Raw genomic sequence first — 21,879 nt, 5'->3', positions numbered from 1 at the left:
GCCCGGTGGCGCTTGGGGTGGGGGGGGGGGGGTGCGCCCGGGCCCGGGGCTGCCGGGGGGGGGGGGGGGGGGGGGGGGGGCGCCCCCCCCGCCCCCCCCCCCCCCCCCCCCCCCCCGCTCCCACGATACCCGCTCCCATGTCAGACTTGGCGGTGTGCTGACAAGTTGCCTGTACCTGATGTTGTCCTTGTCAGCCCACGCCGCGCCCACCCACGCCCTCACCGTCTACGGTGAAGCCCCCCGCTACCCCGCGAACTTCCATCACTTCGACTACGTCAACCCTGACGCCCCCAAGGGCGGCAGCCTGCGCCGCTCGGCCATCGAGATCGGCCAGTTCGACCATATCCTGCCCTATATCGACAAAGGCATCGGCGTCAGCCAGGTAGACGGCTGGCTGTACGCGCCGCTGGCCATGCGTTCGCTCGACGAGCCCTACACCGTCTACGGCCTGATCGCCCAACGCCTGGAGCGCGGCCCCGACGACGCCTGGTTGCGCTTCTACCTCGACCCACGCGCCACCTTCGCCGACGGCAAGCCGGTGCGCGCCGAGGACGTACGCTTCAGCTACGACCTGCTCATGAGCCACGGCAGCCTCAAGTTCCGCACCCAGTTCACTGATGTCGCCGGGGTCACCGTCGAAGGCCCACGCCAGGTGCGCTTCGACTTCAAGCAGCCCCATGGCCGCACCCTGCCGCTGGAGCTGGCCGGCCTGCCGGTGCTGCCCGAGCATGACTGGCGCCAGCGCGACTTCGCCAACGGCGCCGGCTTCGACAAGCCCGTGGGCAGCGGCCCCTATCGCATCGGCAGGATCGACAACGGCCGCAGCATCACCTTCGAGCGCGATGCGAACTGGTGGGCGCGGGACCTGCCGGTCGCCCGCGGGCTGTACAACTTCGCCCGCATCAGCGTCGAATTCTTCGGCGACACCGAAGTGGCCCGCCAGGTACTCAAGGGCGGTGGCTACGACTACAACCGCGAGTACTCCGCCACCGCCTACACCCTCGGCTACAACGGCGCGGCACTGGATGACGGGCGCCTGCGCCGCGCCCACCTGGGCCCGGCCAAGCCGCAGATCGCCCAGGGCTTCGTGTTCAACCTGGACCAGCCGCAGTTCAAGGACCGCCGCGTGCGCCAGGCCCTGGCCATGCTCTGGGATTTCGAGTGGAGCAACCGGCAGATGATGCGCAACCTGTACATCCGCCAGCAGAGCCTGTACGCCAACACGCCACTGGCTGCCCGCGCCCTGCCCGACACCGGGGAGCTCAAGCTGCTCGAGCCGCTGCGCGGCCAGGTGCCGGATGAAGTGTTCAGTCAGGTGTTCAGTGCACCGGTCACCGACGGCTCCGGCATCATCCGCCAGCAGCAGCTGCAGGCCCTGGCCTTGCTGCAGGACGCCGGTTGGCATCCCCAGGGCGATCGCCTGGTCAATGCCCAGGGCCAGCCGCTGAGCTTCACCTTCCTCAATGGCCAGTCGGGCCTGGAGCGCCTGCTGCTGCCGTGGAAGCGCAACCTGGCGCAGATCGGCGTCGAGCTGAACATCCGCAACGTCGACGCCGCCCAGTACGTCAACCGCGTGATGGCCCGCGACTACGACATGATCGTCACCGGTTACCCGGTGACCCTGTCGCCGGGCAGCGAGCAGTACAACTATTTCGGCTCCGCAGCGGCCAACGACCCCGGCTCGAACAACCTGATGGTGCTCAAGGACCCGGCGGTGGACCGCCTGCTCGACGGCCTGGTGCGCGCCAACAGCCAGGCCGACATGCTGCGCCACGCCCGCGCCCTGGACCGGGTGCTGCAATGGAACTACTACTGGATCCCCAACTACTACCCGCCTGGCAGCTCGACGGTGTGGTGGAACCGCTTCGGCCTGCCCAAGGTGCAGGCGGCCTATGACGAAGGCCTGGACACCTGGTGGGAAGTCAGCCCACGGGCACTGACCACACAGCAGATGGCCGAGCGCCTGGGGAACGCGCCATGACCACCTACATCCTGCGCCGCCTGCTGCTGATCATCCCCACACTGCTGGCGATCCTGCTGGTGAACTTCGCCATCGTCCAGGCCGCGCCCGGCGGGCCGGTGGAACAGGCCGTGGCGCGCCTGCAGGGTATCGGCGGCGGCGCGCCTGGTGCACGGGTCGAGGCGGTGCAGGGCGAATCCCGCGCCACCCGTGGCCTGGACCCCAAGCTGATCGAGGAAATCAAGCGCCAGTACGGCTTCGACAAGTCCGCCCCGGAACGGCTATGGCTGATGCTTGGCCAATATGCGCGGCTGGACTTCGGCCAGAGCTTCTTCCGCGGTGCCAAGGTCACCGAGCTGATCGTTGAGAAACTGCCGGTGACCCTGTCGCTGGGTTTTTGGGCCACGCTGATCACCTACCTGGTGTCGATCCCCCTGGGCATCCGCAAGGCGGTGCGTCATGGCAGCCGCTTCGATGCCTGGAGCAGCGCGCTGATCGTGATCGGCTACGCCCTGCCCTCGTTCCTGTTCGCCCTGCTGCTGATCGTGCTGTTCGCCGGCGGCACCTCGCTCAACTGGTTCCCGGTGCGCGGCCTGGTCTCCGACGATTTCGACCAGCTCAGCTTGCTGGGCAAGGTCGCCGACTACTTCTGGCACCTGGTGCTGCCGGTCGGCGCCCTGGTGATCGGTGGCTTCGCCACCCTGACCCTGCTGACCAAGAACGCCTTCCTCGACGAGATCGCCCGCCAGTACGTGGTCACCGCCCGGGCCAAGGGCCTGAGCGAACGGCGCGTGTTGTATGGCCATGTGCTGCGCAACGCCATGTTGCTGGTGGTAGCCGGCCTGCCCCAGGCGCTGATCACGGTGTTCTTCGCAGGTTCCCTGCTGATCGAGGTGATCTTCTCCCTCGATGGCCTGGGGCGCATGAGCTACGAGGCGGCGGTGTCGCGGGACTACCCGGTGGTGTTCGGCACCCTGTTCATCTTTACCCTGGCCGGGCTGCTGATCCGCCTGCTGGGCGACCTGTGCTACACGGTGCTCGACCCGCGCATCGACTTCGACGCGAGGGGCCACTGATGTTCTCGCCCATCGCCCGGCGCCGGCTGCGACGCTTCCGTGACAACCGCCGCGGCTGGATTTCGCTGTGGCTGTTCGCCGGGCTGTTGCTGCTGAGCCTGGGCGCGGAGCTGGTGGCCAATGACAAGCCCTTGCTGCTCGGCTACCAGGGCGAGCTGTACACCCCGGCGCTCAAGCGTTACACCGAGCAGCAGTTCGGCGGGCAACTGCCGTTCCAACCCGACTACCGCAGCCAGTACGTGCGCCAGCTGATCGAGGGCCAGGGTGGCTGGATGCTCTTCGCGCCGATCCCGTTCAGCGCCGACACCCCCAACTACGACCTGCAGGTGCCCACCCCCAGCCCGCCCAGCACGAGCAACTGGCTGGGCACCGACGACCAGGGCCGCGACGTGCTGGCGCGGGTGCTGTATGGCACGCGGGTCTCACTATTGTTTGCCTTCGCCCTGACGTTGCTCAGCGTGCTGATCGGCGTGACGGCTGGCGCCCTGCAGGGCTACCACGGCGGCTGGGTCGACCTGCTCGGCCAGCGCCTGCTGGAGGTGTGGTCGGGGTTGCCGGTGCTGTACCTGCTGATCATCCTGTCGGGGTTCGTCGAGCCGGATTTCTGGTGGTTGCTGGGGATCATGGCGCTGTTCTCCTGGCTGACCCTGGTGGATGTGGTGCGCGCCGAGTTCCTTCGTGGGCGCAACCTGGAATACGTCAAGGCCGCCCGGGCACTGGGGCTTTCCGACACCCAGGTGATGCTGCGGCATATCCTGCCCAACGCCCTCAACGCGACCCTGACCTACGTACCGTTCATGCTTACCGGGGCGATCACCACCCTGACCGCGCTGGACTTCCTCGGCTTCGGCATGCCCGCCGGCAGCGCCTCGCTGGGCGAGCTGGTGACCCAGGGCAAGCAGCACCTCGAGGCGCCATGGTTGGGCTTCACCGCGTTCTTTGCCCTGGCGCTGATCCTGTCGTTGCTGGTATTCATCGGCGATGCGCTGCGCGAGGCGTTCGACCCGCGCCGGTGATCGCTTGTACCGGCCTCATCGCCGGCAAGCCGGCTCCCACAGGGTTCGCGCTAGCTCTGTGGGAGCCGGCTTGCCGGCGATGAGGCCTTCACGTCCAACCCAAGGCCAATGCATGCACGACAACCTCAAGGACTACCCCCAGGTCCGCCAACTGGCCATCCGCTCGCTGTTCGAGATCATCGAGCAATCCAGCGAAGGCACGGTGATCGTCGACCGCCAGGCGCGCATCGTCTGGATGAACGAGCGCTATGCCCGCCGCTTCGGCCTGGAGGACGCCGCCAGCGCCATCGGCAAACCGTGCGAGGCGGTGATCCCCGGCAGCCTCATGCGTGAGGTGGTGAGCAACGGCAAGCCGATCCTGCTGGATATGCTCGACACACCGAACGAACCGCTGGTGGTGATGCGCCTGCCGATCCACGACGACCAGGGCGCGCTGATCGGCGCCATTGGCTTCGCCCTGTTCGACGAGCTGCGCAGCCTGTCGCCGCTGCTCAAGCGCTTCGCCAGCATGCAGCAGGAACTGGCCTCGACCCGCTCGCAACTGCGCGCGCGCCAGGCCCGCTACAGCTTTGCCCAGTTCGTCGGCAGCAGCCCCGCCTGCCTCGAGGCCAAGCGCCGCGCCCGGCGTGGGGCCGGCAGCGACTCGCCGGTGCTGTTGCTGGGCGAGACCGGCACCGGCAAGGAACTGCTGGCCCACGCCATTCATGCCGCCTCGGCCCGCGCGCGCAAAGCCTTCGTCAGCATCAACAGCGCGGCGATCCCCGAGGCACTGCTCGAGGCCGAGTTCTTCGGCACCGCCCCAGGCGCCTTCACCGGCGCCGACCGCAAGGGCCGCAACGGCAAGCTGCAACTGGCCGAGGGCGGCACGCTGTTTCTCGACGAGATCGGCGACATGCCGCTGACCCTGCAAAGCAAACTGCTGCGCGTATTGCAGGAGAAGGAATACGAGCCGGTGGGCAGCAACCAGATGCTGCGCAGCGACGTGCGGATCATCGCCGCCACCTCCATCGACCTGCAGGCGGCCATGGCCCGGGGTGCGTTCCGCGCCGACCTGTACTACCGGCTGAACGTGCTGCCGGTGCAGGTGCCACCGCTGCGCGAACGCCTGGAGGACCTGCCGGCGCTGTGCGAGGCGATCCTCGTCGAACTGGGCAGCCAGTACGAGCTGGAGGCCGAGGCCCAGGCGTTGTTGGGGCGCCATGCCTGGCCGGGGAATATCCGTGAGCTGCGCAACGTACTGGAGCGGGCGACCCTGCTGGCGGACCAGCCGCGACTGGGCGTGCATGACCTGGCGAACGCGCTGGGGCCGTTGAGCCCGGTGGCATTGGCCGCACCAGCGCTGGATTACCGCCAGGCGTGCGCCCAGTTCGAGCGCGGATTGATTGTCGATGCCTTGGCGCGCAGCGCCGGAAATGTGCCGGAGGCGGCGCAGGCATTGGGCCTGGGACGGTCGACGCTGTACAAGAAGATGGCGGCGCTGGAAATCGAGTCTCAATAATGAGACGTTCATCTCTTTTATGAGATGGCCACCATGGCTTCGCCCTTGATCGCCGGCAAGCGGGTCCCACAGGGGCATACCGCGATCAACTGTGGGATCCGGCTTGCCGGCGATGGCCGCGGCGCGGTCCCACTTTCTCAAATCAGAGACACTGAATTTCAGGGCAACAAGAAAAACCCATAATTTCAATGACTTAAGAACTTGGCACGATTTCCGCTAAATGCATTCCAACCATAAAAACAACAGTTGGAGATCCCCTTAGGATGACCGTGCTCATCGCCCTGGCCGCCCTGGCCCTGCTGATGCTCGCTGCCTACCGCGGCTACAGCGTGATCCTCTTCGCCCCCATTGCCGCCCTTGGCGCGGTGCTGCTCACCGACCCCGCCGCCGTGGCCCCGGCCTTCACCGGGGTGTTCATGGAGAAAATGGTCGGCTTCATCAAGCTCTACTTCCCGGTGTTCCTGCTCGGCGCGGTGTTCGGCAAGCTGATCGAGCTGTCGGGCTTCTCGCGCTCGATCGTCGCCGCCGCCATCCGCCTGCTCGGCACTCGCCAGGCGATGCTGGTGATCGTGCTGGTCTGCGCCCTGCTCACCTACGGCGGCGTGTCGCTGTTCGTGGTGGTGTTCGCGGTGTACCCGTTCGCCGCCGAGATGTTCCGCCAGAGCGACATCCCCAAGCGGCTGATCCCGGCGACCATCGCCCTGGGCGCGTTCTCCTTCACCATGGACGCCCTGCCCGGCACCCCGCAGATCCAGAACATCATCCCCAGCACTTTCTTCAACACCACCGCGTGGGCCGCGCCCTGGCTGGGCCTGATCGGCACGTTGTTCGTGTTCAGCGCCGGCATGCTCTACCTGCAACGCCAGCGCAACAAGGCCCGGCGCAAGGGCGAAGGCTATGGCAGCAACCTGCGCAACGAACCGGAGACCGCCGACGACATCGCCCTGCCCAATCCCTGGCTCGCCCTGGCGCCGCTGCTTCTGGTAGGCGTGATGAACCTGCTGTTCACCCACTGGATCCCGCAGTGGTACGGCACCAGCCACACCCTGCAACTGCCGGGCATGGCCACGCCGGTGCAGAGCGACGTGGCCAAGCTGACGGCAATCTGGGCAGTGCAGGCGGCGTTGCTGGTGGGCATCCTGATGGTGCTGGCCTGCGCCTTCGGCACTATTCGCCAACGCCTGGCCGAAGGCACCAAGAGCGCGGTCAGCGGCGCCCTGCTGGCGGCGATGAACACGGCCTCGGAATACGGCTTCGGCGCCGTGATCGCCTCGCTGCCTGGCTTCCTGGTACTGGCCGACGCCCTGCGCGGCATCCCCAACCCGCTGGTCAACGAGGCCATCACCGTCACCCTGCTGGCCGGCATCACCGGCTCCGCCTCCGGCGGCATGAGCATCGCCCTGGCCGCCATGAGCGACAGTTTCATCGCCGCCGCCAACGCCGCCAACATCCCGCTGGAGGTGCTGCACCGGGTCGCCGCCATGGCCAGCGGCGGCATGGACACCCTGCCGCACAATGGCGCGGTGATCACCTTGCTGGCGGTCACCGGGCTGACCCACCGCGAAGCCTACAAGGACATTTTCGGTATTACCCTGATCAAGACCCTGGCCGTGTTCGTGGTCATCGCCACGTTCTACGCCACCGGCATCGTATGAAGGAGAAAGGCATGACGCTCAAAGGCAAGACCGCACTGGTCACCGGTTCCACCAGCGGCATTGGCTTGGGAATAGCCCAGGTGCTGGCCGAGGCCGGCGCCGACATCCTGCTCAACGGTTTCGGCGACCCGGCCGCGGCCATCGCCGAGATCAGGCGGTTCGGGGTCAAGGTCGCCCATCATCCCGCCGACCTGTCCGACGTCGCACAGATCGAGCAGATGTTCGCCCTGGCCGAACGCGAGTTCGGCGCGGTCGACATCCTCGTCAACAATGCCGGCATCCAGCATGTGGCGCCGGTCGAGCAGTTTCCGGTGGAGGCCTGGGACAAGATCATCGCGCTGAACCTCTCGGCGGTGTTCCATGGCAGCCGCCTGGTGTTGCCAGGCATGCGAGCGCGCGGCTGGGGGCGGATCGTCAATATCGCCTCGGTGCACGGCCTGGTGGGCTCCACCGGCAAGGCCGCCTACGTGGCCGCCAAGCATGGCGTGGTCGGCCTGACCAAGGTGATCGGCCTGGAGACCGCCACCAGCAACGTCACCTGCAACGCCATCTGCCCGGGGTGGGTACTGACACCGCTGGTGCAGAAACAGATCGATGACCGCGCCGCCAGCGATGGCGATGCACAGCAGGCGCAACACGACCTGCTGGCTGAGAAGCAGCCCTCCCTGGCCTTCGTCACGCCCCGGCACCTGGGCGAACTGGTACTGTTCCTGTGCAGCGAGGCCGGTAGCCAGGTCCGTGGCGCCGCCTGGAACGTCGATGGCGGCTGGCTCGCCCAGTAAAGACTAGAGTGGAACAAGACAAACCCGCTCCTGTACAGGAGCGGGCTCGCACCGCGACACCACTCTCAGCCCTGACCGAGACTTCCGGCATGAACGACGTACTCTGGCGCCCCACCACCACCCAGATCGAAGCCAGCCGGATGGACGCCTTCCGTCGTCGCGTCAACCGGCGCTTCAACCTTCAGCTCGACGACTACGCCGCCCTGCACCGCTGGAGCGTCGAGCAGCGCCCGCAGTTCTGGCAGACCCTCGCCGAGTACTTCCATGTGCAGTGGCACACGCCGCCTTCGAGCATCCTCGAGGAAGGCGAACACATGGCCGACGCGCGCTGGTTCCGCGGCGCCACCCTGAATTTCGCCGAACACCTGCTGCAGCGCCACGACGACCGCCCGGCCGTGGTGGCCGTGCGCGAGGACGGCGGCCGCCACAGCCTCACCCACAATCAACTGGCCGCGCAGGTCGCCGGCTTGCAGCAGGCTTTTCGCCAGGCCGGGATCGCGCCGGGTGATCGGGTCGCCGCAGTCATGCCCAACACCTGGGAAACCCTGGTGGGCATGCTCGCCGCCACCAGCCTCGGCGCAGTCTGGTCCAGTTGCTCGCCGGAGTTCGGCAGCCACGGCATCATCGATCGCTTCGGCCAGATCGCGCCCCGGCTGCTGCTGGCCTGCGCCGGTTATCAATATGACGGGAAGGTCATCGACCAGGTGGAGAAGATCAACCAGGTCGTGGCCCAGCTACCGAGCGTCGAGCAGTTGCTGGTTGTGCCGCATACCCGGCCGCAGACCCGCGCCGATGAGTTCACCGGCAAGCCGACGACCCTGTGGGCCGACTTCTTCACGCCCGGCGGGACGCCGACCTTCGCCGCGCTGCCCTTCGATCACCCGCTCTATATCCTGTATTCCAGCGGCACCACCGGCGTGCCCAAGTGCATCGTCCACCGCGCTGGCGGCGTGCTGTTGCAGCACCTCAAGGAACACGGCCTGCACAACGACCTCAAGGCCGACGATGTGCTGTTCTACTACACCACCTGTGGCTGGATGATGTGGAACTGGCTGGCCAGCGGGCTGGCGGTCGGCGCCACCCTGGTGCTGTATGACGGTTCGCCGTTTCACCCAGGGCCCGAGCGCCTGCTCGACCTGATCGACGCCGAAGGCATCCGCGCCTTCGGCACCAGCCCCAAATACCTCGCCGCCCTGGAGCAGGCCGCTGTGGAACCTGCGAAATCCCATGTCCTGGGCAGCCTGCGCCTGATCCTTTCCACAGGATCGCCGCTGTCGCCCCACAGCTACGACTATGTCTACACCAAGGTAAAGGCCGACGTGTGCCTGGCCTCGATGTCCGGTGGCACCGATATCGTCGCCTGCTTCGTGGCCGGCAACCCGCTGCTGCCGGTGCGCCGTGGCGAGATTGCCGGCAAGGGCCTGGGCATGGCGGTGGAAGTCTGGGACGAAAGGCGTCAGCCGATCAGCGGCGCGAAAGGCGAGTTGGTCTGCGTGCATCCCTTCCCCTCCATGCCGCTCGGTTTCTGGGGCGACGCTGACGGTCAGCGCTACCACGACGCGTACTTCAGCCAGTTCGAAGGTGTCTGGTGCCAGGGCGACTACGCCGAGCAGGTGCCTGGCGGCGGGCTGATCATCCATGGCCGCTCCGACGCCGTGCTCAATCCCGGCGGCGTGCGTATCGGCACCGCCGAGATCTACCGCCAGGTGGAAAAGGTCGGGGAGGTACTGGAAAGCGTGGCCATCGGCCAGGACTGGCATGACGATGTGCGCGTGGTGCTGTTCGTGCGCCTGCGCGACGGTCTGCAGCTCGACGAAGCGCTCAGCCTGCGTATCCGCCAGGTGATTCGCCAGTACGCCACGCCGCGTCATGTGCCGGCGGTGATCGTCCAGGTCAGCGACATCCCGCGCACCCTCAGCGGCAAGCTGGTGGAGCTGGCGATCCGCGACGTGGTGCATGGCCGGCCGGTGAAGAACACCGACGCCCTGGCCAACCCCGAGGCGCTGCAGCAGTTCCGTGACCGCCCGGAGTTACGCTGATGGCGACATCAGGCATAATGTCGCCCTTTTGCCCCGAAGCACAGGTAACCCCATGAAAGCCCAAGCCCGCCACATCCTGGTCAAGACCGCTGACGAAGCCGAAAAGCTCAAGCAGCGCATCGCCAACGGCGAGGCTTTCGACGTGCTGGCGAAGAAATTTTCCACCTGCCCGTCCGGCAAGCGCGGCGGCGACCTGGGTGAAATACGTCCCGGCCAGATGGTCGGCGCCATCGACCAGGTGATCTTCAAGAAGCCCCTGCGCGTGGTCCACGGACCGATCAAGAGCAAGTTCGGCTATCACCTTGTGCAGACTTTCTATCGCGACTGAGCCTCGCTCTCGCGCCGTCTCTGCAACAACGAAGGCGATTGCTCGCCACTGGCGACCACGCGCTCCAAACCCTCCTGCACGGCAAGGCTGGCACTCTCCATCTCGGCCACCGCCTTGAGCATCGCTGCGGTATCGCCGCCGGCATGGGCATCGATGGCGTCGAATGCACAGCGGTGCACGGCGGCATGGGGCGCGTCGATATCCTTGTACCCTGCAAGATGCGCATAGTGCAGGGCCCCGTCCCCCTCGCGATACCACTTGCCCAGGCGGCAGTGGGTATGGTCGGTAAAGTCCGAGCCGCGCTCCTGCGAGACCCCGAACAACACCTTGTAGACACGGAACTTGTAGATCAGGTGATCGAGCTTGGCCAGCTCGCAGAAGCTGCGCAGCGCCGACACCGATGCCGATCCTTCGGCCACCGTCGACATGTCGAGCAACTGGCGCATGGTACTGGCCGCGGACTGGCCAACACCGCTGTATGACGACGAATGCTCGGCCAGGCTGGCGATATGCCCACGGCTTTGCGCACTGTCGGCACGAATCGCCGAGACCAGCGTGCCGATCTCGGCGGTGGCGTCTGCGGTGCGCCTGGCCAGGGTCCTGACCTCGTCGGCCACCACGGCAAAGCCGCGCCCGGCATCTCCCGCCCGCGCCGCCTCGATGGCCGCGTTCAACGCGAGCAAATTGGTCTGGTCCGCTACCTCGCGGATGATCTCCAGCACACCGCCGACCTGCTGGGCCTGATGATCGAGCCTGCCGACCTTCTCCGACGCTTCGCCGGAGGCATCGGCCAGTTGCTCGAGATTGGTCGCGATCACGTCGATACTGGCCTGGTTGCTGCTGGCGATACCCTGGATGCGGATGGCGTACTGCCGTTCCTGCTCCATGCTGTGGGCGAGGCTGGCGAACGAGGTCTGGGTCATTTCCAGGGAATGCGAGAACGCCGAGAGGTTAGCGGCCAGATGGGCGAGCACCTGGTTCTCCCGTGCCAGTTCCGCCGCCCTCGATTCCGCCTCACGGACGCGCTGCTCAGATGCCGCCAACTGTGAACGGGAATGCTCCAGGGCGACGTTCAGCTCCTTGATCTGCGGGTCTTGCCGACCTGCCTTGCTCCACCACTTCACACCACGCTCCCGGGGTAGACCCACCGCTTGTCACCCGGCGAAAAAGCTCCGGGCAGAAACATGGAAAGGTCTCAGCAAGCGCAAAGCGCGGCAATACTCAGCTGCGAGGGAAAACAGCGGATCAGCGACGGGCCGCCAGCAGGCCAAGCCCCGCGCACCCCAGCAGCGAGGCGCTGACCCGGTTGAACATGCGCCGTGGCCCGGGCCGTTCGAACCAGCGCTGCAAATACGCGCCTAGCCCCGCATAAATGGCGATGGCCGCCCACTCCAGCAACAGGAACAACACGCCCAGGCGCAGGAATTGTTCGCTGACCGGGGTAACGCTGCCCACGGTGACGAACTGCGGCAGGAACGCGGTGAAGATGAGTATTGCCTTCGGATTGCCCGCCGCCACCCAGAACTCCTGGCGCGCCAGCTTCCAGGTGCCGCGAGGCTGCTCGCCGGCCACCGCCGCCTCGCCGACCGGTGCCCGCCACAGCTGCCAGGCGATATAGAACAGGTAACCCGCGCCCAGCACCTTGATCGCCAGGAACAGGTACTCGCTGGTGTGCAGCACCACGGCCAGGCCCATCGCGGCCAGGGCGATCATGCCGCTGAAGGCGAGCAGGCGCCCGGCACCGGCCACACAGGCGGTGCGCAGGCCATAGCGGCTGGCATTGTGCAGGGACAGCAGGTTGTTGGGGCCCGGCGCCATGTTCAGGGCGAAACAGGCGGGGATGAACAGCAGCAGGCTCGACAGGTCCATTCTTGTTCTCCGGCAGGGACCGGCGCAGCGTCGCGCCTGGCGGGCAGGCCCGTCAAGCACAGTGGCGCGGCAAATGGCCGGAACAGCTGCCAGGCGCTAGACTGGCGCCCTCCGTACGTCTCAAGGCACCTCGCCATGACCCGCCCGAGCAGCGAAATCTGGTACGAACCGGCCATGCCGTACGTCGAGAGCCGGCGCGCCTGCCATAGCCGCGCCTGCTACAAGGCCCATAGCCACCCCAGCTTTTCCATCGGCGCAGTGGATGCCGGCAGCAGCCGCTTCACCGGCGCCGCCCGCGGTGAGGAGCGCTTGACGCCGGGTACCCTGGTGTTCGTGCCGGCGCAGCGGGTGCATGCCTGCAACCCGCAACCGGGACAGGCCTGGAGCTACCAGATGCTGCACCTGGATGCCGAGTGGCTGCGTAAGCTACGCCTCGAATCCGGCGTTGCCGCAGGCGAGCCCAGTGCCGTGGCCCGGGTCATTCGCTCGCAAGCGCTGTACCGGCAGTTCTGCGCGCTGAACAGGTTGCTGTTTTCACCGGCGGCAACCTTCGAGAAAGAGGCGGCGTTGGTGGCCTTCATCGGCGAACATGATTTCTCCATGCACCCAGCCTTGCTGCCGGCGCCACCATTGCCGCCGTCGACACTGCGCGAACTGTTGGAGCACGCCCAGGAGCAGGACCTGGCCGAACTGAGCCTGGAGCGCCTGGCGCGCCAGGCCGGCATGGGGCGCTACCAGTTAATACGGGCGTTCAGCGTCGCTACCGGCATGACCCCTCACGCCTGCCTGCTCAACGCGCGGGTGAACAAGGCCCGGAGTCTGTTGCGCCAGGGGCAGGCGCTGGCGGAGGTGGCCTATAACCTGGGCTTTGCCGATCAGAGCCACTTCCAGCGGGTGTTCAAGGCGCATGTCGGGGTGACACCCGGGGCCTACCGGGCGGCACTGAAGCACTGACATCACCGCACAGCGGCCCCCTGCAATAATCTTCAATACTCCACCCATCACCAGCAACAGACTGCGGCTACCTCCACCAGGAAGCCCGCCCCCATGCAACTGTTCATGCTCGTCGCCACCGCCCACTTCCTCGCCCTGCTCTCCCCCGGCCCGGACTTTTTCCTGGTCGCCCGCACCTCGGCCAGCGCCGGCTGGCGGCTCGCCAGTGGCGCCTGTGCCGGGATCGCCCTGGCCAACGGCGTGTTCATCAGTGCGGCGTTTACCGGGGTATCCTTTTTGCGCGATGGCAGCCCCCTGTTCGTCACCCTCCAGCTGGCGGGCTGTGGCTACCTGCTCTACCTCGGCCAACTGTTCCTGCGCCATGCCGGGCAAGCCACCCTGACGCACGGCGAACCTGGCGCGGCATCGTCTGCCCGTGGCTGGCTGAACAGTTTGGGCATGGGCTTCGCCTCGGGCATCCTCAACCCGAAGAACGCACTGTTCTATGCAAGCCTGGCGAGCATGATCGCCAGCAGCGGCACCTGGGCCAAGCTGGGCTATGGCATCTGGATGTTCGGCATCGTCCTGGCCTGGGATCTGGGGATTGCCGTGGCCATAGGCAACCCGCGGGTGCTGCGCCGCTTCGCTCGCGCCCTGCCCTGGCTCGAGCGTGCCTCGGGCTTGATGTTGATCCTGCTGGCCGGCGCTGTTCTCACGCACCTGGCCTGGCACTGAGCGGCTCAAGGCCGTCCAGTTCTAGCAGGCTGAAGTGACCGCGGCTCCAGCCGCCGGTGTCCAGGTGCCAGACGTTGCCCAGCACCTTGATCTCCAGCACCGGTGTATGGCCTACCAGCAAGGCGCGCAGGCCCTTGACCGGGCGGCTGTCGCCCTCCTTGAGGCGCCGGCGCGACCACTGGCACACCTCGCGCACCTGCAGGTCATCCCCGGCCAGCAGGCTCGCACACAGCTGGGGCCAGTCGTCGAATGGGCTGTCGGCATGCAGCAAGCCGACCGGTCCGCCCGCCGTGTCGACCTGCAAGGCGATCGGCAGGTGTTCGAACACCTCGACGAAACGCACCTGCTCGGCCTTTGGCAAATCGAGGAACCATCCGCCGCCGGCCGCCCGGTACATGTCCAGGTCGACCCGGCCACCGCGCAGGTGATTGACCGCCAGCGACTCGTGATTGCCCTGCACCGCATGGAACCAGGGCTCGGCCAGCCATTGCAGCGCCTGTGCGCTGCCCGGCCCGCGGTCGACCAGGTCACCGACGCTGAACAGCCGATCGACCACCGGATCGAAACCAACGGCCTCCAGACAGTCACGCAGGCGCTCGAAATGCCCATGGATATCGCCCACGGCCAGGTCACGGCCACGGCTGTTGGCGGCGATCCGCTTGAACGCACTCATTGCATCATTCCTCTGCTTCTGCCCGGCACCGGCGTAAAGTAGGCGGGTAAACCGCCCGAATCCGGAGGTGCATCATGCGAACCACCCTGGCCAGTTGCCTGCTGATGGTGCTGGCACTAGACAGCATGGCACAGGGCGCCTCGACCGCGCAGGTCGAGGTGCGTTTCGACCACCCCGAGAAATTCCGCGATGCCAGCCTCGACAACCGGGCCTACACTCGCGGCGCCGACCCGCAGGTGATGAAAGCCCTCACCCAGCACCTGCAGAAACTCGGCCAGCGCTACCTGCAGCCTGGCCAGCAACTGGTCATCGACATCCGCGACATCGACCTGGCCGGCCAGTTCGAGCCCTGGCACAACCAGGCTTACGATGTGCGCTTCATGCGCGAAGTCACCTGGCCCAGCATTGACCTCGATTACATCCTGCAACAGCCCGGCCAGCCCGCGCTAAAGGCCCAGGAGCACCTGAGCGACAAGATGTACCTCAGCCGCCCCGGCCGGCTGGGCAACAACGACCGGCTGTATGCGGAGAAGGCCATGCTCGGCGACTGGTTCCGCCTGCGCTTCGCCCAGCCGCCCTCTTGAGCATTACCCTGCCAGCCGGCGCAGGGCGATGGGCGCGATCAGCCGATGGAACGGCGCTACCGGCAGCATGTACAGGCGGCCCAGCCGATTGTGCGTGCGCACCACGGTGCTCACCAGCACCTCGCAACGGCCCTCGGTAGTCGGCCGTCGCAGCAGGGCGATGTGCACGTCCAGGTGCTGGTCGCGGTCGACCAGCAGCACCTCATCCTCGGTGTTGGCCACCAGGGTGAAAATCCCCACCCGCTCTCCGGGCTGGTAGCTGCCGGGGGCGCGGGCCGGGTCGATGGCGGTCAGGCGCCCCAGGTCCTTGAGGCCGAGCAGCACGACCAGGCGGTTGCGCAGCACCATCAGCATGTCGATCCAGCCGGGCATGCTCGTCATCAGGCGCAGGAAGTGCGCCATGGCGGGCCGCCCGTCGTCCGCAAGCTCAATTGCCCGACAATGGCGAAAACCCGCCTTTGCGGCATGCGCGGCGATCAGCGAGTCGGCGGGTATGGTGGCGGCATGGGTCATTGTGCTTTCGTCCATGAAATCGACACATCGGTACTGGGAGGGAGCGGCAGTCGATTGTATCCTCGACAGCCGACGACATGCCAAGGACGGATACTCCATGAAGATCTGCGCAGTACAGCTGGCCCTGATCAAAGGCGATGTGGCCGCCAACATCGCGCACCATCTGCACGCCATCGAACAGGCCGCGGCCCTGGGCGCCGAACTGCTGGTGTTCCCCGAACTGTCCTTGACCGGCTACGAACCAACGCTGGCCCGGCAACTGGCCATGCCCGCCGACTCGCCGCAACTGGCACCGCTGCAAGCCGCGTGCGACCGCTTCGGCGTGACGGCGGCGGTCGGCCTGCCCATGCCGACCATGGCCGGCGTGCGCATCGGCATGCTGGTAGTGCGCCCGAAGCTGGCGCCGCTGGTGTACGCCAAGCAGCGCCTGCATGACGACGAACTGGACTATTTCGTGCCCGGCAGCACCTCGCTGGTGTTCGCCGCCGGCAGCCACCAGGTGGCGCCGGCCATCTGCTATGAATCGATGTTCCTCGAGCACGCCGCGCACGCCCAGGCCCAGGGCGCCGACCTTTACCTGGTCAGCGTGGTCAAGACCGAGGAAGGTATCCGCGCAGGGGCGACGCACTACCCGCAGGTTGCCCGGCAGCTGCGCATGCCGGTGATCATGAGCAACTGCGTCGGCCCTGCGGACATGTACGTGGGGGCCGGGCAGTCCGCGGCCTGGGATGCCGAAGGCAACCTGCTGGCCTGCCTCGATGATGCAGCGCCAGGCCTGCTGCTGCTCGACACGGCGATTGGCACAGCCCAGGCATGGCCGCTGGAGCTGTGCGCATGAAGTATGCGCTGGTGATCCTGGCCAGCTATGCCAGTGTCTGGTACCTGGTGGGCACCCTGATTCGCGGGCGCCTGGCCGATATCGTCGAAGGCCTGCGCCATCGCCCGGACGCCCCGCCTGCGGGGCAGTATCTGCGCGAAGTCGAGGCCCACGCCCGCCGCGCCCACCGCCACTACAGCCTGTTTGCCGGCACAGTGCTGGCCCTGGTGTTGACGGTGTTTTGTGCCTGGCTCGGCTGACGCCTAGAAATCCAGCGCCAGGCTCTGGCGCCCCTCCAGCGCCAGCAGATACTGCTTGGCCGGCAAGCCACCGGCGAAACCGGTGAGGCTGCCCGAGGCCCCGATCACCCGGTGGCAGGGCGCGATGATCGAGATCGGGTTGCGGCCGTTGGCCGCGCCCACCGCCCGAACCGCATCGGGCTTGCCGATTTGCCGGGCGATCTCGCCATAGCTGCGGGTCTCACCAAAGGGAATGGTCAACAGCGCCGCCCACACCTCACGCTGGAACGCGGTCCCGGCAAAGTCCAGGTCCAGCTCGAAGCGCAGGCGTTGCCCGGCGAAGTACTCGCCCAGCTGGCGGGCGGTCTCGCGCAGCACGCCGTGCTGGTCGTCGCGATGCAGCTCGCCCAGGCGCACCCGGTTCTCCCGCTCGTGCTCCCACAGCACGGCAGCCAGCCGCTCGCCCCGCGCCACCAGGGTCAGGGTGCCGACAGGCGATTGCATGAGGGTGAAGGCACAAGACATGGCAGGCTCCGGCAGGATGACAATCGCTGCACTGTAACCATCGCGGCGCGGCCACGCATCCGCTTTCTTGCCCAGCCATCGCCACTGGCCAGCCCGAAGCGCTACCTCGTACACTGAGGAGCCACTCGTTTTTCAAAGGACGGAAACACAGTGAACGACGCCTCGCCCGACATCGTCATCGAACGCTTTGCCGAGCAGCACCTGCACGGTATCACCGCGCTCTACAACGAACCTGCGGTGTGCCGCCAGGTGCTGCAGATGCCCTACCAGGGCGTCGAAGTGTGGCGTGAGCGCCTGGCCGCCTATCATGACCGGCAGATCCGCCTGGTGGCGGTGCACCAAGGCCAGGTGATCGGCAATATCGGCCTGGACCAGAGCACGCGCATCCGCCAAGCGCACCTGGGCGAGCTGCTCATGGGCGTTGCCCAGGCCTGGCAAGGCAAGGGCGTCGGCTCGCGCCTGATGACGGCCATCCTCGACATTGCCGACAACTGGATGAATCTGCGCCGGGTCCAGCTGACCGTCTACGCCGACAACGAACCGGCATTGGCGTTGTATCGCAAGTTCGGCTTCGAGGTCGAAGGCCGGTTGCGCGACTACGGCGTGCGCGATGGGATGTTTGTCGACGCGCTGTGCATGGCGCGGCTGCGTCAGTCGTAGAACACCATGCCTGCATAAGGCTTCGCCCGGCAGGCCGCCAGCCGCGATTGCAGATCGCCGACATGGGCTTCGAGCTGGTGGCCATCCGGGTCGAGGAAGTACAGCGAGTCTCCCTCGCTGCTGTCCTGCTTCCACAGGCGCACTCCGTGCTTGCGCAAGCGCTGGGTGAAGGCCGCGAAGTCGCCCTGGCAAATGGAAAATGCGTAGTGCGTGTAGGTGCGCTGCAGGTCGCCCGCCGCTACCTGATCGGCCGACAGGCACAGCCACAGTTCGCCCAGGCTCAGGTAGGCACCCCGCTCCCACCGAGCACTGAGCCTGAAGCCCAGTACCTGCTGGTAGAACACGATGCTGTCGGCGAGGTTGGAGACGGCCAGGGTGAGATGGTTGAATCCGTTCAACATGAGAATCGTCCGAGGTGAAGTAGGACAAGATCGTTTCGCGGGACGACGCAAACGGCAGCGCCCCGCGAAGCTGCGATCATACCCTCGAACACATCAGCGCGGCATCGAGCAGGCGCCCCTTGTCATACCAGGCATCGCGTTGATAGGCGGAGTATTGTTGCCGCCCTGGGGAGCCCTGGACCTTCACCAGGCCGTCGGCCTTGTACGGATCGGTGCTGGCGACAAACAGCTCGAGGGCGTCCTGGTTCTGCACGATAAATGTCGTCGCGTTTGCAGGAAGCTCGGCCCTGACGCAGTTCAGGTAATCCGGCGGAGCTTTCGCGGTCACGCCGAAGGTGTTGTCGCGCCCGGCCCGGATATCGGGATCATGTGCGCAACCGGCCAGCAGCAGGCTGGCGGCCAATGCCATCATCAAGCGGTTCATACAGACTCCAACCACCCCAGCAGGATGTCCTGGACAGAGCCACACAGCTACTACCCTTTTTAATAGTCTGCTTACGATCTACAAGCCTAGCCCCAGAGTGACGGGCCCGGTATGCCGGTTCGCTATATCGCCTGGATGGGCCGGTCGATCCGGTAGAGCACGTGCGGCCGCAACGGATTGCCTTCAGGCACCGTCACGTCGAGGAAGTCTTCCTTCGGCTCCGAACGCATCCCCAGCCTCTGCATCAATGCCCTGGAGGGTGTGTTGATGCTGGAGGTGTAGCCGATGACCTGGCGCAACCCAAGGGTCGACCACGCGTAGGCCAGGCAGGCACTGGCCGCTTCGAATGCATACCCTTGCCGCCAGTGGCTGCGCCCGAGGATCCAGCCGATTTCGACATGCGGGCCGCCTGGTATCTCGTCCCCGGTCGAGGACAGGCCAAGCCCACCGACCAGCGCGCCATCTGCCTTGCGCTCGAGCGCGACAAAGCCGAAACCGTGTGTTTGCAGGTGCCGATCGCACTCGGCAAGCATCGAGCGGGTTTCAGCGGGCGTCAGTACTGCGGGGTAGTAGTAGCGCCTGACTTCGGGGTCGGCGTTGACGAGGGCAAAGGCTTCGATGTCCCGCTCGGCCCAGGGGCGCAGGACAAGACGTGGGGTCTCGATGAACATGGGTTAGGCGCAACTCCCTTCTACCAGGCAGGACCGACATCGCCTTGCGATGCCTGCGAGGCATGGGAATCTAGCACATGCGCATGACCGCGGAACTCCGGCCCTCAATAGACCGGAGCCCGGACAGGTCAATCAATCGCGATCAAGCTTTGCCGAACACATAGAAGCTCAGGTTGGCCGAACTCTTGCCCGCGGCGAACAAACCGCGCAGGTTGTTCATCGAAACGCTGCGAATGTTGAAGGTCTCCTGGGTGGAGTAGCTGTCATTGATGCTGACGTACTGCAGGTTCTTGTCGCTGCCACCGGAATAGTCCAGGCGAACCATGAAGGTGCCCGCGCCGGCGGTGGTCCTGAGGATGAAGGATTTGTACTGCTGGATTTGCGCTTCGACGAAGTTCGCGCCGGCCCGCTCACCTTCCTTGCCCTTCACATCGCAACGACCGCTGCTCAGGTAGGTATAGCCTGGGGGTACCTGAACATCGGCGGCCAGTTCTTCTTTGAAAGCCTGTTGCTGTGTCATGACTCATGCTCCTTATGAGTTGGATTTGCGTACAGCACTGGTGAGTCTACAAGCGCCAGGCAAGTCGGCACTGCTGGCGGACAAGCGGAGCACGCGAACGAGTATGCAAACAACAAACAAACCCTCGATCGAACGCAATTCTCACAGGTGTCCGATCTCTCGCGCAGACGGATTCCCGATCACTCTGTGCCCGGCCCCGATTCAGGGGACGTATCCCCAGGCGTGGGGATCAGGCGCTGGCCTGCAGGAACATAAAGACCGCCACCACATCCACGGCCAGCACGGCGGCCACGACGAAACTCATGAAATAGAAGTCATCCTGGAACATGTCTGCACTCCCGCCTGGTGGGTTTGCTTGACTCAAGCAACTCCCGTTCCAGCCTGCCCGCTTCAAGATCATGTCCATTGGTCAGACGTGGTGAGGCTATCGCGCAAACAGGCGCTTACTGATCACTCACTCCGGCTCTACGCAGGGATGCCAATCGAGGTGTGCCCCGATGAGACGCATCCAGAAAATCATCCAGCAGCGCCGTCGGCAGCTGCATGTGCACCTGCCGCCCAGCGAACTGAAGGCGTTGAGCCGTGACGATGGGCCCGGCACGGCGAAAACCGCATGGCTGCCGGAGAGGCGCCAGACCACAACAAGTGATGCTAGGCTCCAGCGAACCTGGCCATCCAAGGTAGTGGAAATGAACTTCGACTGGCACGCAGGACCTATCACGCGCACGACCCTGCTCGACAAGAACTACCGCAATACGCAGAAAGTCCGACAATTTTTGCTCGGTGAATGCGGCGCGGCGTTCAAGTTCGATCGGCCCTTCATGGCCTGGGTCAAGAGCGGAGCGCCCTCCACCATGGGTGATGTCGCGGATGAATGGATGCGTAGGCGCAGGTGACCGCCCGGCAGCTGTGCTGCCGGCCGATCACCCTGGGATGTCTTTCAGACGAAAAAGCCCGCCAGATGGCGGGCTCTCTGCCTGAGGCGCGGGATCAGTTTGTCTGAATGCCTTTGATCAACTGAAGACGCATTGGGTAGCCCTGGCCAGGCTGGACCACAGTCTCGGTTTCAACGGTCTGCACGACCTTTCCCTGGGCATCTTTGGTGACGGAAATGGTCTTGCTGTACGAGCTCTGGACAACGCAGCCGCTCAGAGTGGCGCTAGCAGCGATAAGTGCCAGAAAAATAACGTGTTTCATATCGAGCATCAATCCTTGGAAATGGGCGGCGCGCAATGTAGCAACATGCCACCATCAAAGGAAGCCTGCGGTTTCAGTTCGGCTTTGGAAGTCCTTGTCACCCCCAACGTGCCGCCCCTTGGCTCGTGCCCCTGCACTTCCCTGTAAAGCAAGCCTTGTTCACGCTTGAGCATCAGCCCGTGCGAGTAAATAGGTCAAATTTCGGAACTGGAAAAAGCCATCGAACTACTTGCTTTAATTATTTCATGGTCTTAACTGCGTAGCACAACAACCCATACTGGAAAAAGGCATGACTTTTCTTACAGCCCCATGAGCTAACCTAACTACTAATCACAAGTAGCAGTGGCAAGTCTGCAAATTCCAAATAGGGAGCCGACTCATGGAATCTACAACCCAAAGGGACTTAAAATATGAAGCTCACGATCACCAATGGCGCAAGCACATCGATTGACATTGCAGTGAGTGCATGGCGTAACGACGGCAATGACAGTTACTACTCGATAGCTCAAGGGGAATCTGATACCTGGGACCGCAGCGACGCAAGAGGGTACTTGATGGCGGTAAAAATGAAATCCCAGGTAAAAACCTACTACATATCCCAAACCAGCAAGATAGTTGTTGAAGACAACATTGTTAAAGACCACGGCCAAACCCTTAACCCGCTATACGCAGTAAACAACATGTAATACCAGCAGTAGTTGTCAATTGCAGAATGACTGGCATGCTGCACAGTGCCAGTCATTCTGCATGCCACTTTGCCCTGC

The 21,879-nt window shown here is 65.2% G+C and carries 26 protein-coding genes and 1 pseudogene; 16 read left to right on the top strand and 11 right to left on the bottom strand.

Going from position 1 to position 21,879, the window contains the following annotated elements:
• The first annotated feature begins 178 nt into the window (after window positions 1–178).
• From ACVWY1_RS21725 to ACVWY1_RS21690, 8 genes are all read left to right on the top strand, one after another.
• Complete coding sequence (locus ACVWY1_RS21725; protein ID WP_457378742.1) at window positions 179–1,981, top strand: extracellular solute-binding protein; 1,803 nt, start codon at window positions 179–181, stop codon at window positions 1,979–1,981.
• Entirely contained in the window at window positions 1,978–3,036 is a 1,059-nt protein-coding gene (locus tag ACVWY1_RS21720; RefSeq protein WP_102681940.1) for a microcin C ABC transporter permease YejB, read from the top strand. The genes ACVWY1_RS21725 and ACVWY1_RS21720 overlap by 4 nt, the downstream gene beginning before the upstream one ends.
• Entirely contained in the window at window positions 3,036–4,052 is a 1,017-nt protein-coding gene (locus ACVWY1_RS21715) for an ABC transporter permease (protein ID WP_094009978.1), read from the top strand. The genes ACVWY1_RS21720 and ACVWY1_RS21715 overlap by 1 nt, the downstream gene beginning before the upstream one ends.
• A 112-nt stretch (window positions 4,053–4,164) precedes the next feature.
• Window positions 4,165–5,550 (top strand): sigma-54 interaction domain-containing protein, encoded by a 1,386-nt coding sequence (locus tag ACVWY1_RS21710; RefSeq protein ID WP_457378741.1) that lies wholly within the window; start codon window positions 4,165–4,167, stop codon window positions 5,548–5,550.
• Between the two features lie 263 nt (window positions 5,551–5,813).
• The gene (locus ACVWY1_RS21705; protein WP_457378740.1) at window positions 5,814–7,205 is read left to right on the top strand and encodes a GntP family permease; all 1,392 of its coding nucleotides are present in this window, start codon (window positions 5,814–5,816) and stop codon (window positions 7,203–7,205) included.
• An 11-nt stretch (window positions 7,206–7,216) separates the two neighbouring features.
• Window positions 7,217–7,987, top strand: a complete 771-nt coding sequence (gene hbdH, locus ACVWY1_RS21700) for a 3-hydroxybutyrate dehydrogenase (RefSeq protein ID WP_277504059.1) — start codon at window positions 7,217–7,219, stop codon at window positions 7,985–7,987.
• A gap of 89 nt (window positions 7,988–8,076) precedes the next feature.
• Complete coding sequence (locus ACVWY1_RS21695; protein WP_277504057.1) at window positions 8,077–10,026, top strand: acetoacetate--CoA ligase; 1,950 nt, start codon at window positions 8,077–8,079, stop codon at window positions 10,024–10,026.
• 52 nt (window positions 10,027–10,078) lie between these two features.
• Window positions 10,079–10,354: a peptidylprolyl isomerase gene (locus ACVWY1_RS21690; protein WP_013972552.1), complete on the top strand. Its 276-nt coding sequence runs from the start codon at window positions 10,079–10,081 to the stop codon at window positions 10,352–10,354.
• On the opposite strand, the gene ACVWY1_RS21685 is transcribed toward ACVWY1_RS21690, so the two are convergent.
• The 3 genes and pseudogenes from ACVWY1_RS21685 to ACVWY1_RS21675 all read right to left on the bottom strand — a co-directional run bounded on the left by ACVWY1_RS21685 (window position 10,342) and on the right by ACVWY1_RS21675 (window position 12,223).
• On the bottom strand, window positions 10,342–10,782 hold the full coding sequence (locus ACVWY1_RS21685; RefSeq protein WP_431197025.1) for a CZB domain-containing protein: 441 nt from the start codon (window positions 10,780–10,782) through the stop codon (window positions 10,342–10,344). The genes ACVWY1_RS21690 and ACVWY1_RS21685 overlap by 13 nt on opposite strands.
• A 54-nt stretch (window positions 10,783–10,836) precedes the next feature.
• Window positions 10,837–11,076 (bottom strand): annotated as a pseudogene (locus tag ACVWY1_RS21680) (methyl-accepting chemotaxis protein); the annotation flags it as partial.
• A gap of 523 nt (window positions 11,077–11,599) precedes the next feature.
• Complete coding sequence (locus ACVWY1_RS21675; protein ID WP_198755070.1) at window positions 11,600–12,223, bottom strand: LysE family translocator; 624 nt, start codon at window positions 12,221–12,223, stop codon at window positions 11,600–11,602.
• Window positions 12,224–12,358: 135 nt separating this feature from the next.
• Here ACVWY1_RS21675 and ACVWY1_RS21670 point away from each other — a divergent pair, with 135 nt between their 5' ends.
• Window positions 12,359–13,177: an AraC family transcriptional regulator gene (locus ACVWY1_RS21670; RefSeq protein ID WP_457378739.1), complete on the top strand. Its 819-nt coding sequence runs from the start codon at window positions 12,359–12,361 to the stop codon at window positions 13,175–13,177.
• 93 nt (window positions 13,178–13,270) lie between these two features.
• Window positions 13,271–13,891 (top strand): LysE family translocator, encoded by a 621-nt coding sequence (locus ACVWY1_RS21665; RefSeq protein ID WP_198755068.1) that lies wholly within the window; start codon window positions 13,271–13,273, stop codon window positions 13,889–13,891.
• On the opposite strand, the gene ACVWY1_RS21660 is transcribed toward ACVWY1_RS21665, so the two are convergent.
• The gene (locus ACVWY1_RS21660; RefSeq protein ID WP_198755067.1) at window positions 13,869–14,564 is read right to left on the bottom strand and encodes a metallophosphoesterase; all 696 of its coding nucleotides are present in this window, start codon (window positions 14,562–14,564) and stop codon (window positions 13,869–13,871) included. The genes ACVWY1_RS21665 and ACVWY1_RS21660 overlap by 23 nt on opposite strands.
• Window positions 14,565–14,638: 74 nt before the next feature.
• On the opposite strand from ACVWY1_RS21660, the gene ACVWY1_RS21655 reads away from it, so the two are divergent.
• A complete protein-coding gene (locus tag ACVWY1_RS21655; protein ID WP_277504040.1) occupies window positions 14,639–15,148 on the top strand; it encodes a DUF3016 domain-containing protein in 510 nt (169 codons plus the stop codon).
• A 3-nt stretch (window positions 15,149–15,151) separates the two neighbouring features.
• Here ACVWY1_RS21655 and ACVWY1_RS21650 read toward each other — a convergent pair whose 3' ends face one another.
• Window positions 15,152–15,676 carry a DUF2867 domain-containing protein gene (locus tag ACVWY1_RS21650; RefSeq protein ID WP_277504039.1) on the bottom strand — a complete coding sequence of 175 codons (525 nt, stop codon included), beginning with the start codon at window positions 15,674–15,676 and terminating at the stop codon, window positions 15,152–15,154.
• A gap of 82 nt (window positions 15,677–15,758) precedes the next feature.
• Here ACVWY1_RS21650 and ACVWY1_RS21645 point away from each other — a divergent pair, with 82 nt between their 5' ends.
• Window positions 15,759–16,499, top strand: coding sequence for a carbon-nitrogen hydrolase family protein (locus tag ACVWY1_RS21645; RefSeq protein WP_277504038.1), 741 nt, complete (start codon window positions 15,759–15,761; stop codon window positions 16,497–16,499).
• Window positions 16,496–16,738: a hypothetical protein gene (locus ACVWY1_RS21640; RefSeq protein ID WP_102684267.1), complete on the top strand. Its 243-nt coding sequence runs from the start codon at window positions 16,496–16,498 to the stop codon at window positions 16,736–16,738. The genes ACVWY1_RS21645 and ACVWY1_RS21640 overlap by 4 nt, the downstream gene beginning before the upstream one ends.
• A gap of 3 nt (window positions 16,739–16,741) precedes the next feature.
• Here ACVWY1_RS21640 and ACVWY1_RS21635 read toward each other — a convergent pair whose 3' ends face one another.
• Complete coding sequence (locus ACVWY1_RS21635) at window positions 16,742–17,242, bottom strand: methylated-DNA--[protein]-cysteine S-methyltransferase (RefSeq protein WP_102684266.1); 501 nt, start codon at window positions 17,240–17,242, stop codon at window positions 16,742–16,744.
• Between the two features lie 150 nt (window positions 17,243–17,392).
• Between ACVWY1_RS21635 and ACVWY1_RS21630 the strand changes: the two genes are divergently transcribed.
• On the top strand, window positions 17,393–17,902 hold the full coding sequence (locus ACVWY1_RS21630) for a GNAT family N-acetyltransferase (RefSeq protein ID WP_277504036.1): 510 nt from the start codon (window positions 17,393–17,395) through the stop codon (window positions 17,900–17,902).
• On the opposite strand, the gene fos is transcribed toward ACVWY1_RS21630, so the two are convergent.
• The 4 genes from fos to ACVWY1_RS21610 form a co-directional block, all read right to left on the bottom strand.
• Complete coding sequence (gene fos, locus ACVWY1_RS21625) at window positions 17,893–18,303, bottom strand: fosfomycin resistance glutathione transferase (protein WP_277504034.1); 411 nt, start codon at window positions 18,301–18,303, stop codon at window positions 17,893–17,895. The two genes, ACVWY1_RS21630 and fos, sit on opposite strands and share 10 nt — an antisense overlap.
• A 76-nt stretch (window positions 18,304–18,379) precedes the next feature.
• Window positions 18,380–18,727 (bottom strand): hypothetical protein, encoded by a 348-nt coding sequence (locus ACVWY1_RS21620; RefSeq protein WP_277504032.1) that lies wholly within the window; start codon window positions 18,725–18,727, stop codon window positions 18,380–18,382.
• A gap of 122 nt (window positions 18,728–18,849) precedes the next feature.
• A complete protein-coding gene (locus tag ACVWY1_RS21615) occupies window positions 18,850–19,398 on the bottom strand; it encodes a GNAT family N-acetyltransferase (RefSeq protein ID WP_457378738.1) in 549 nt (182 codons plus the stop codon).
• 142 nt (window positions 19,399–19,540) lie between these two features.
• Window positions 19,541–19,918 (bottom strand): hypothetical protein, encoded by a 378-nt coding sequence (locus ACVWY1_RS21610; RefSeq protein ID WP_102684263.1) that lies wholly within the window; start codon window positions 19,916–19,918, stop codon window positions 19,541–19,543.
• Window positions 19,919–20,607: 689 nt separating this feature from the next.
• On the opposite strand from ACVWY1_RS21610, the gene ACVWY1_RS21605 reads away from it, so the two are divergent.
• Window positions 20,608–20,814: a DUF6434 domain-containing protein gene (locus tag ACVWY1_RS21605; protein WP_102684283.1), complete on the top strand. Its 207-nt coding sequence runs from the start codon at window positions 20,608–20,610 to the stop codon at window positions 20,812–20,814.
• Window positions 20,815–20,908: 94 nt separating this feature from the next.
• Here ACVWY1_RS21605 and ACVWY1_RS21600 read toward each other — a convergent pair whose 3' ends face one another.
• Window positions 20,909–21,115: a hypothetical protein gene (locus tag ACVWY1_RS21600; protein ID WP_102684281.1), complete on the bottom strand. Its 207-nt coding sequence runs from the start codon at window positions 21,113–21,115 to the stop codon at window positions 20,909–20,911.
• A gap of 410 nt (window positions 21,116–21,525) precedes the next feature.
• Between ACVWY1_RS21600 and ACVWY1_RS21595 the strand changes: the two genes are divergently transcribed.
• Window positions 21,526–21,801: a hypothetical protein gene (locus tag ACVWY1_RS21595; RefSeq protein WP_102684262.1), complete on the top strand. Its 276-nt coding sequence runs from the start codon at window positions 21,526–21,528 to the stop codon at window positions 21,799–21,801.
• Window positions 21,802–21,879: the final 78 nt, after the last annotated feature.

The organism is Pseudomonas sp. TE6288 (genome assembly GCF_054062095.1).
This window is presented reverse-complemented; position numbering and strand designations above follow the sequence as displayed.

Excerpts from the sequence above, each read along its gene's own strand:
- ACVWY1_RS21710 (WP_457378741.1), top strand. The coding sequence starts at position 4,165 with ATGCACGACAACCTCAAGGACTACCCCCAGGTCCGCCAACTGGCCATC.
- ACVWY1_RS21660 (WP_198755067.1), bottom strand. The coding sequence starts at position 14,564 with ATGAGTGCGTTCAAGCGGATCGCCGCCAACAGCCGTGGCCGTGACCTG.
- ACVWY1_RS21640 (WP_102684267.1), top strand. The coding sequence starts at position 16,496 with ATGAAGTATGCGCTGGTGATCCTGGCCAGCTATGCCAGTGTCTGGTAC.
- ACVWY1_RS21600 (WP_102684281.1), bottom strand. The coding sequence starts at position 21,115 with ATGAAACACGTTATTTTTCTGGCACTTATCGCTGCTAGCGCCACTCTG.
- ACVWY1_RS21685 (WP_431197025.1), bottom strand. The coding sequence starts at position 10,782 with ATGTCGACGGTGGCCGAAGGATCGGCATCGGTGTCGGCGCTGCGCAGC.
- fos (WP_277504034.1), bottom strand. The coding sequence starts at position 18,303 with ATGTTGAACGGATTCAACCATCTCACCCTGGCCGTCTCCAACCTCGCC.
- ACVWY1_RS21715 (WP_094009978.1), top strand. The coding sequence starts at position 3,036 with ATGTTCTCGCCCATCGCCCGGCGCCGGCTGCGACGCTTCCGTGACAAC.
- ACVWY1_RS21705 (WP_457378740.1), top strand. The coding sequence starts at position 5,814 with ATGACCGTGCTCATCGCCCTGGCCGCCCTGGCCCTGCTGATGCTCGCT.
- ACVWY1_RS21670 (WP_457378739.1), top strand. The coding sequence starts at position 12,359 with ATGACCCGCCCGAGCAGCGAAATCTGGTACGAACCGGCCATGCCGTAC.
- ACVWY1_RS21720 (WP_102681940.1), top strand. The coding sequence starts at position 1,978 with ATGACCACCTACATCCTGCGCCGCCTGCTGCTGATCATCCCCACACTG.
- ACVWY1_RS21655 (WP_277504040.1), top strand. The coding sequence starts at position 14,639 with ATGCGAACCACCCTGGCCAGTTGCCTGCTGATGGTGCTGGCACTAGAC.
- ACVWY1_RS21635 (WP_102684266.1), bottom strand. The coding sequence starts at position 17,242 with ATGTCTTGTGCCTTCACCCTCATGCAATCGCCTGTCGGCACCCTGACC.
- ACVWY1_RS21690 (WP_013972552.1), top strand. The coding sequence starts at position 10,079 with ATGAAAGCCCAAGCCCGCCACATCCTGGTCAAGACCGCTGACGAAGCC.
- ACVWY1_RS21645 (WP_277504038.1), top strand. The coding sequence starts at position 15,759 with ATGAAGATCTGCGCAGTACAGCTGGCCCTGATCAAAGGCGATGTGGCC.
- ACVWY1_RS21675 (WP_198755070.1), bottom strand. The coding sequence starts at position 12,223 with ATGGACCTGTCGAGCCTGCTGCTGTTCATCCCCGCCTGTTTCGCCCTG.
- ACVWY1_RS21605 (WP_102684283.1), top strand. The coding sequence starts at position 20,608 with ATGAACTTCGACTGGCACGCAGGACCTATCACGCGCACGACCCTGCTC.
- ACVWY1_RS21650 (WP_277504039.1), bottom strand. The coding sequence starts at position 15,676 with ATGGACGAAAGCACAATGACCCATGCCGCCACCATACCCGCCGACTCG.
- ACVWY1_RS21615 (WP_457378738.1), bottom strand. The coding sequence starts at position 19,398 with ATGTTCATCGAGACCCCACGTCTTGTCCTGCGCCCCTGGGCCGAGCGG.
- ACVWY1_RS21620 (WP_277504032.1), bottom strand. The coding sequence starts at position 18,727 with ATGAACCGCTTGATGATGGCATTGGCCGCCAGCCTGCTGCTGGCCGGT.
- ACVWY1_RS21695 (WP_277504057.1), top strand. The coding sequence starts at position 8,077 with ATGAACGACGTACTCTGGCGCCCCACCACCACCCAGATCGAAGCCAGC.
- ACVWY1_RS21595 (WP_102684262.1), top strand. The coding sequence starts at position 21,526 with ATGAAGCTCACGATCACCAATGGCGCAAGCACATCGATTGACATTGCA.
- hbdH (WP_277504059.1), top strand. The coding sequence starts at position 7,217 with ATGACGCTCAAAGGCAAGACCGCACTGGTCACCGGTTCCACCAGCGGC.
- ACVWY1_RS21725 (WP_457378742.1), top strand. The coding sequence starts at position 179 with ATGTTGTCCTTGTCAGCCCACGCCGCGCCCACCCACGCCCTCACCGTC.
- ACVWY1_RS21665 (WP_198755068.1), top strand. The coding sequence starts at position 13,271 with ATGCAACTGTTCATGCTCGTCGCCACCGCCCACTTCCTCGCCCTGCTC.
- ACVWY1_RS21610 (WP_102684263.1), bottom strand. The coding sequence starts at position 19,918 with ATGACACAGCAACAGGCTTTCAAAGAAGAACTGGCCGCCGATGTTCAG.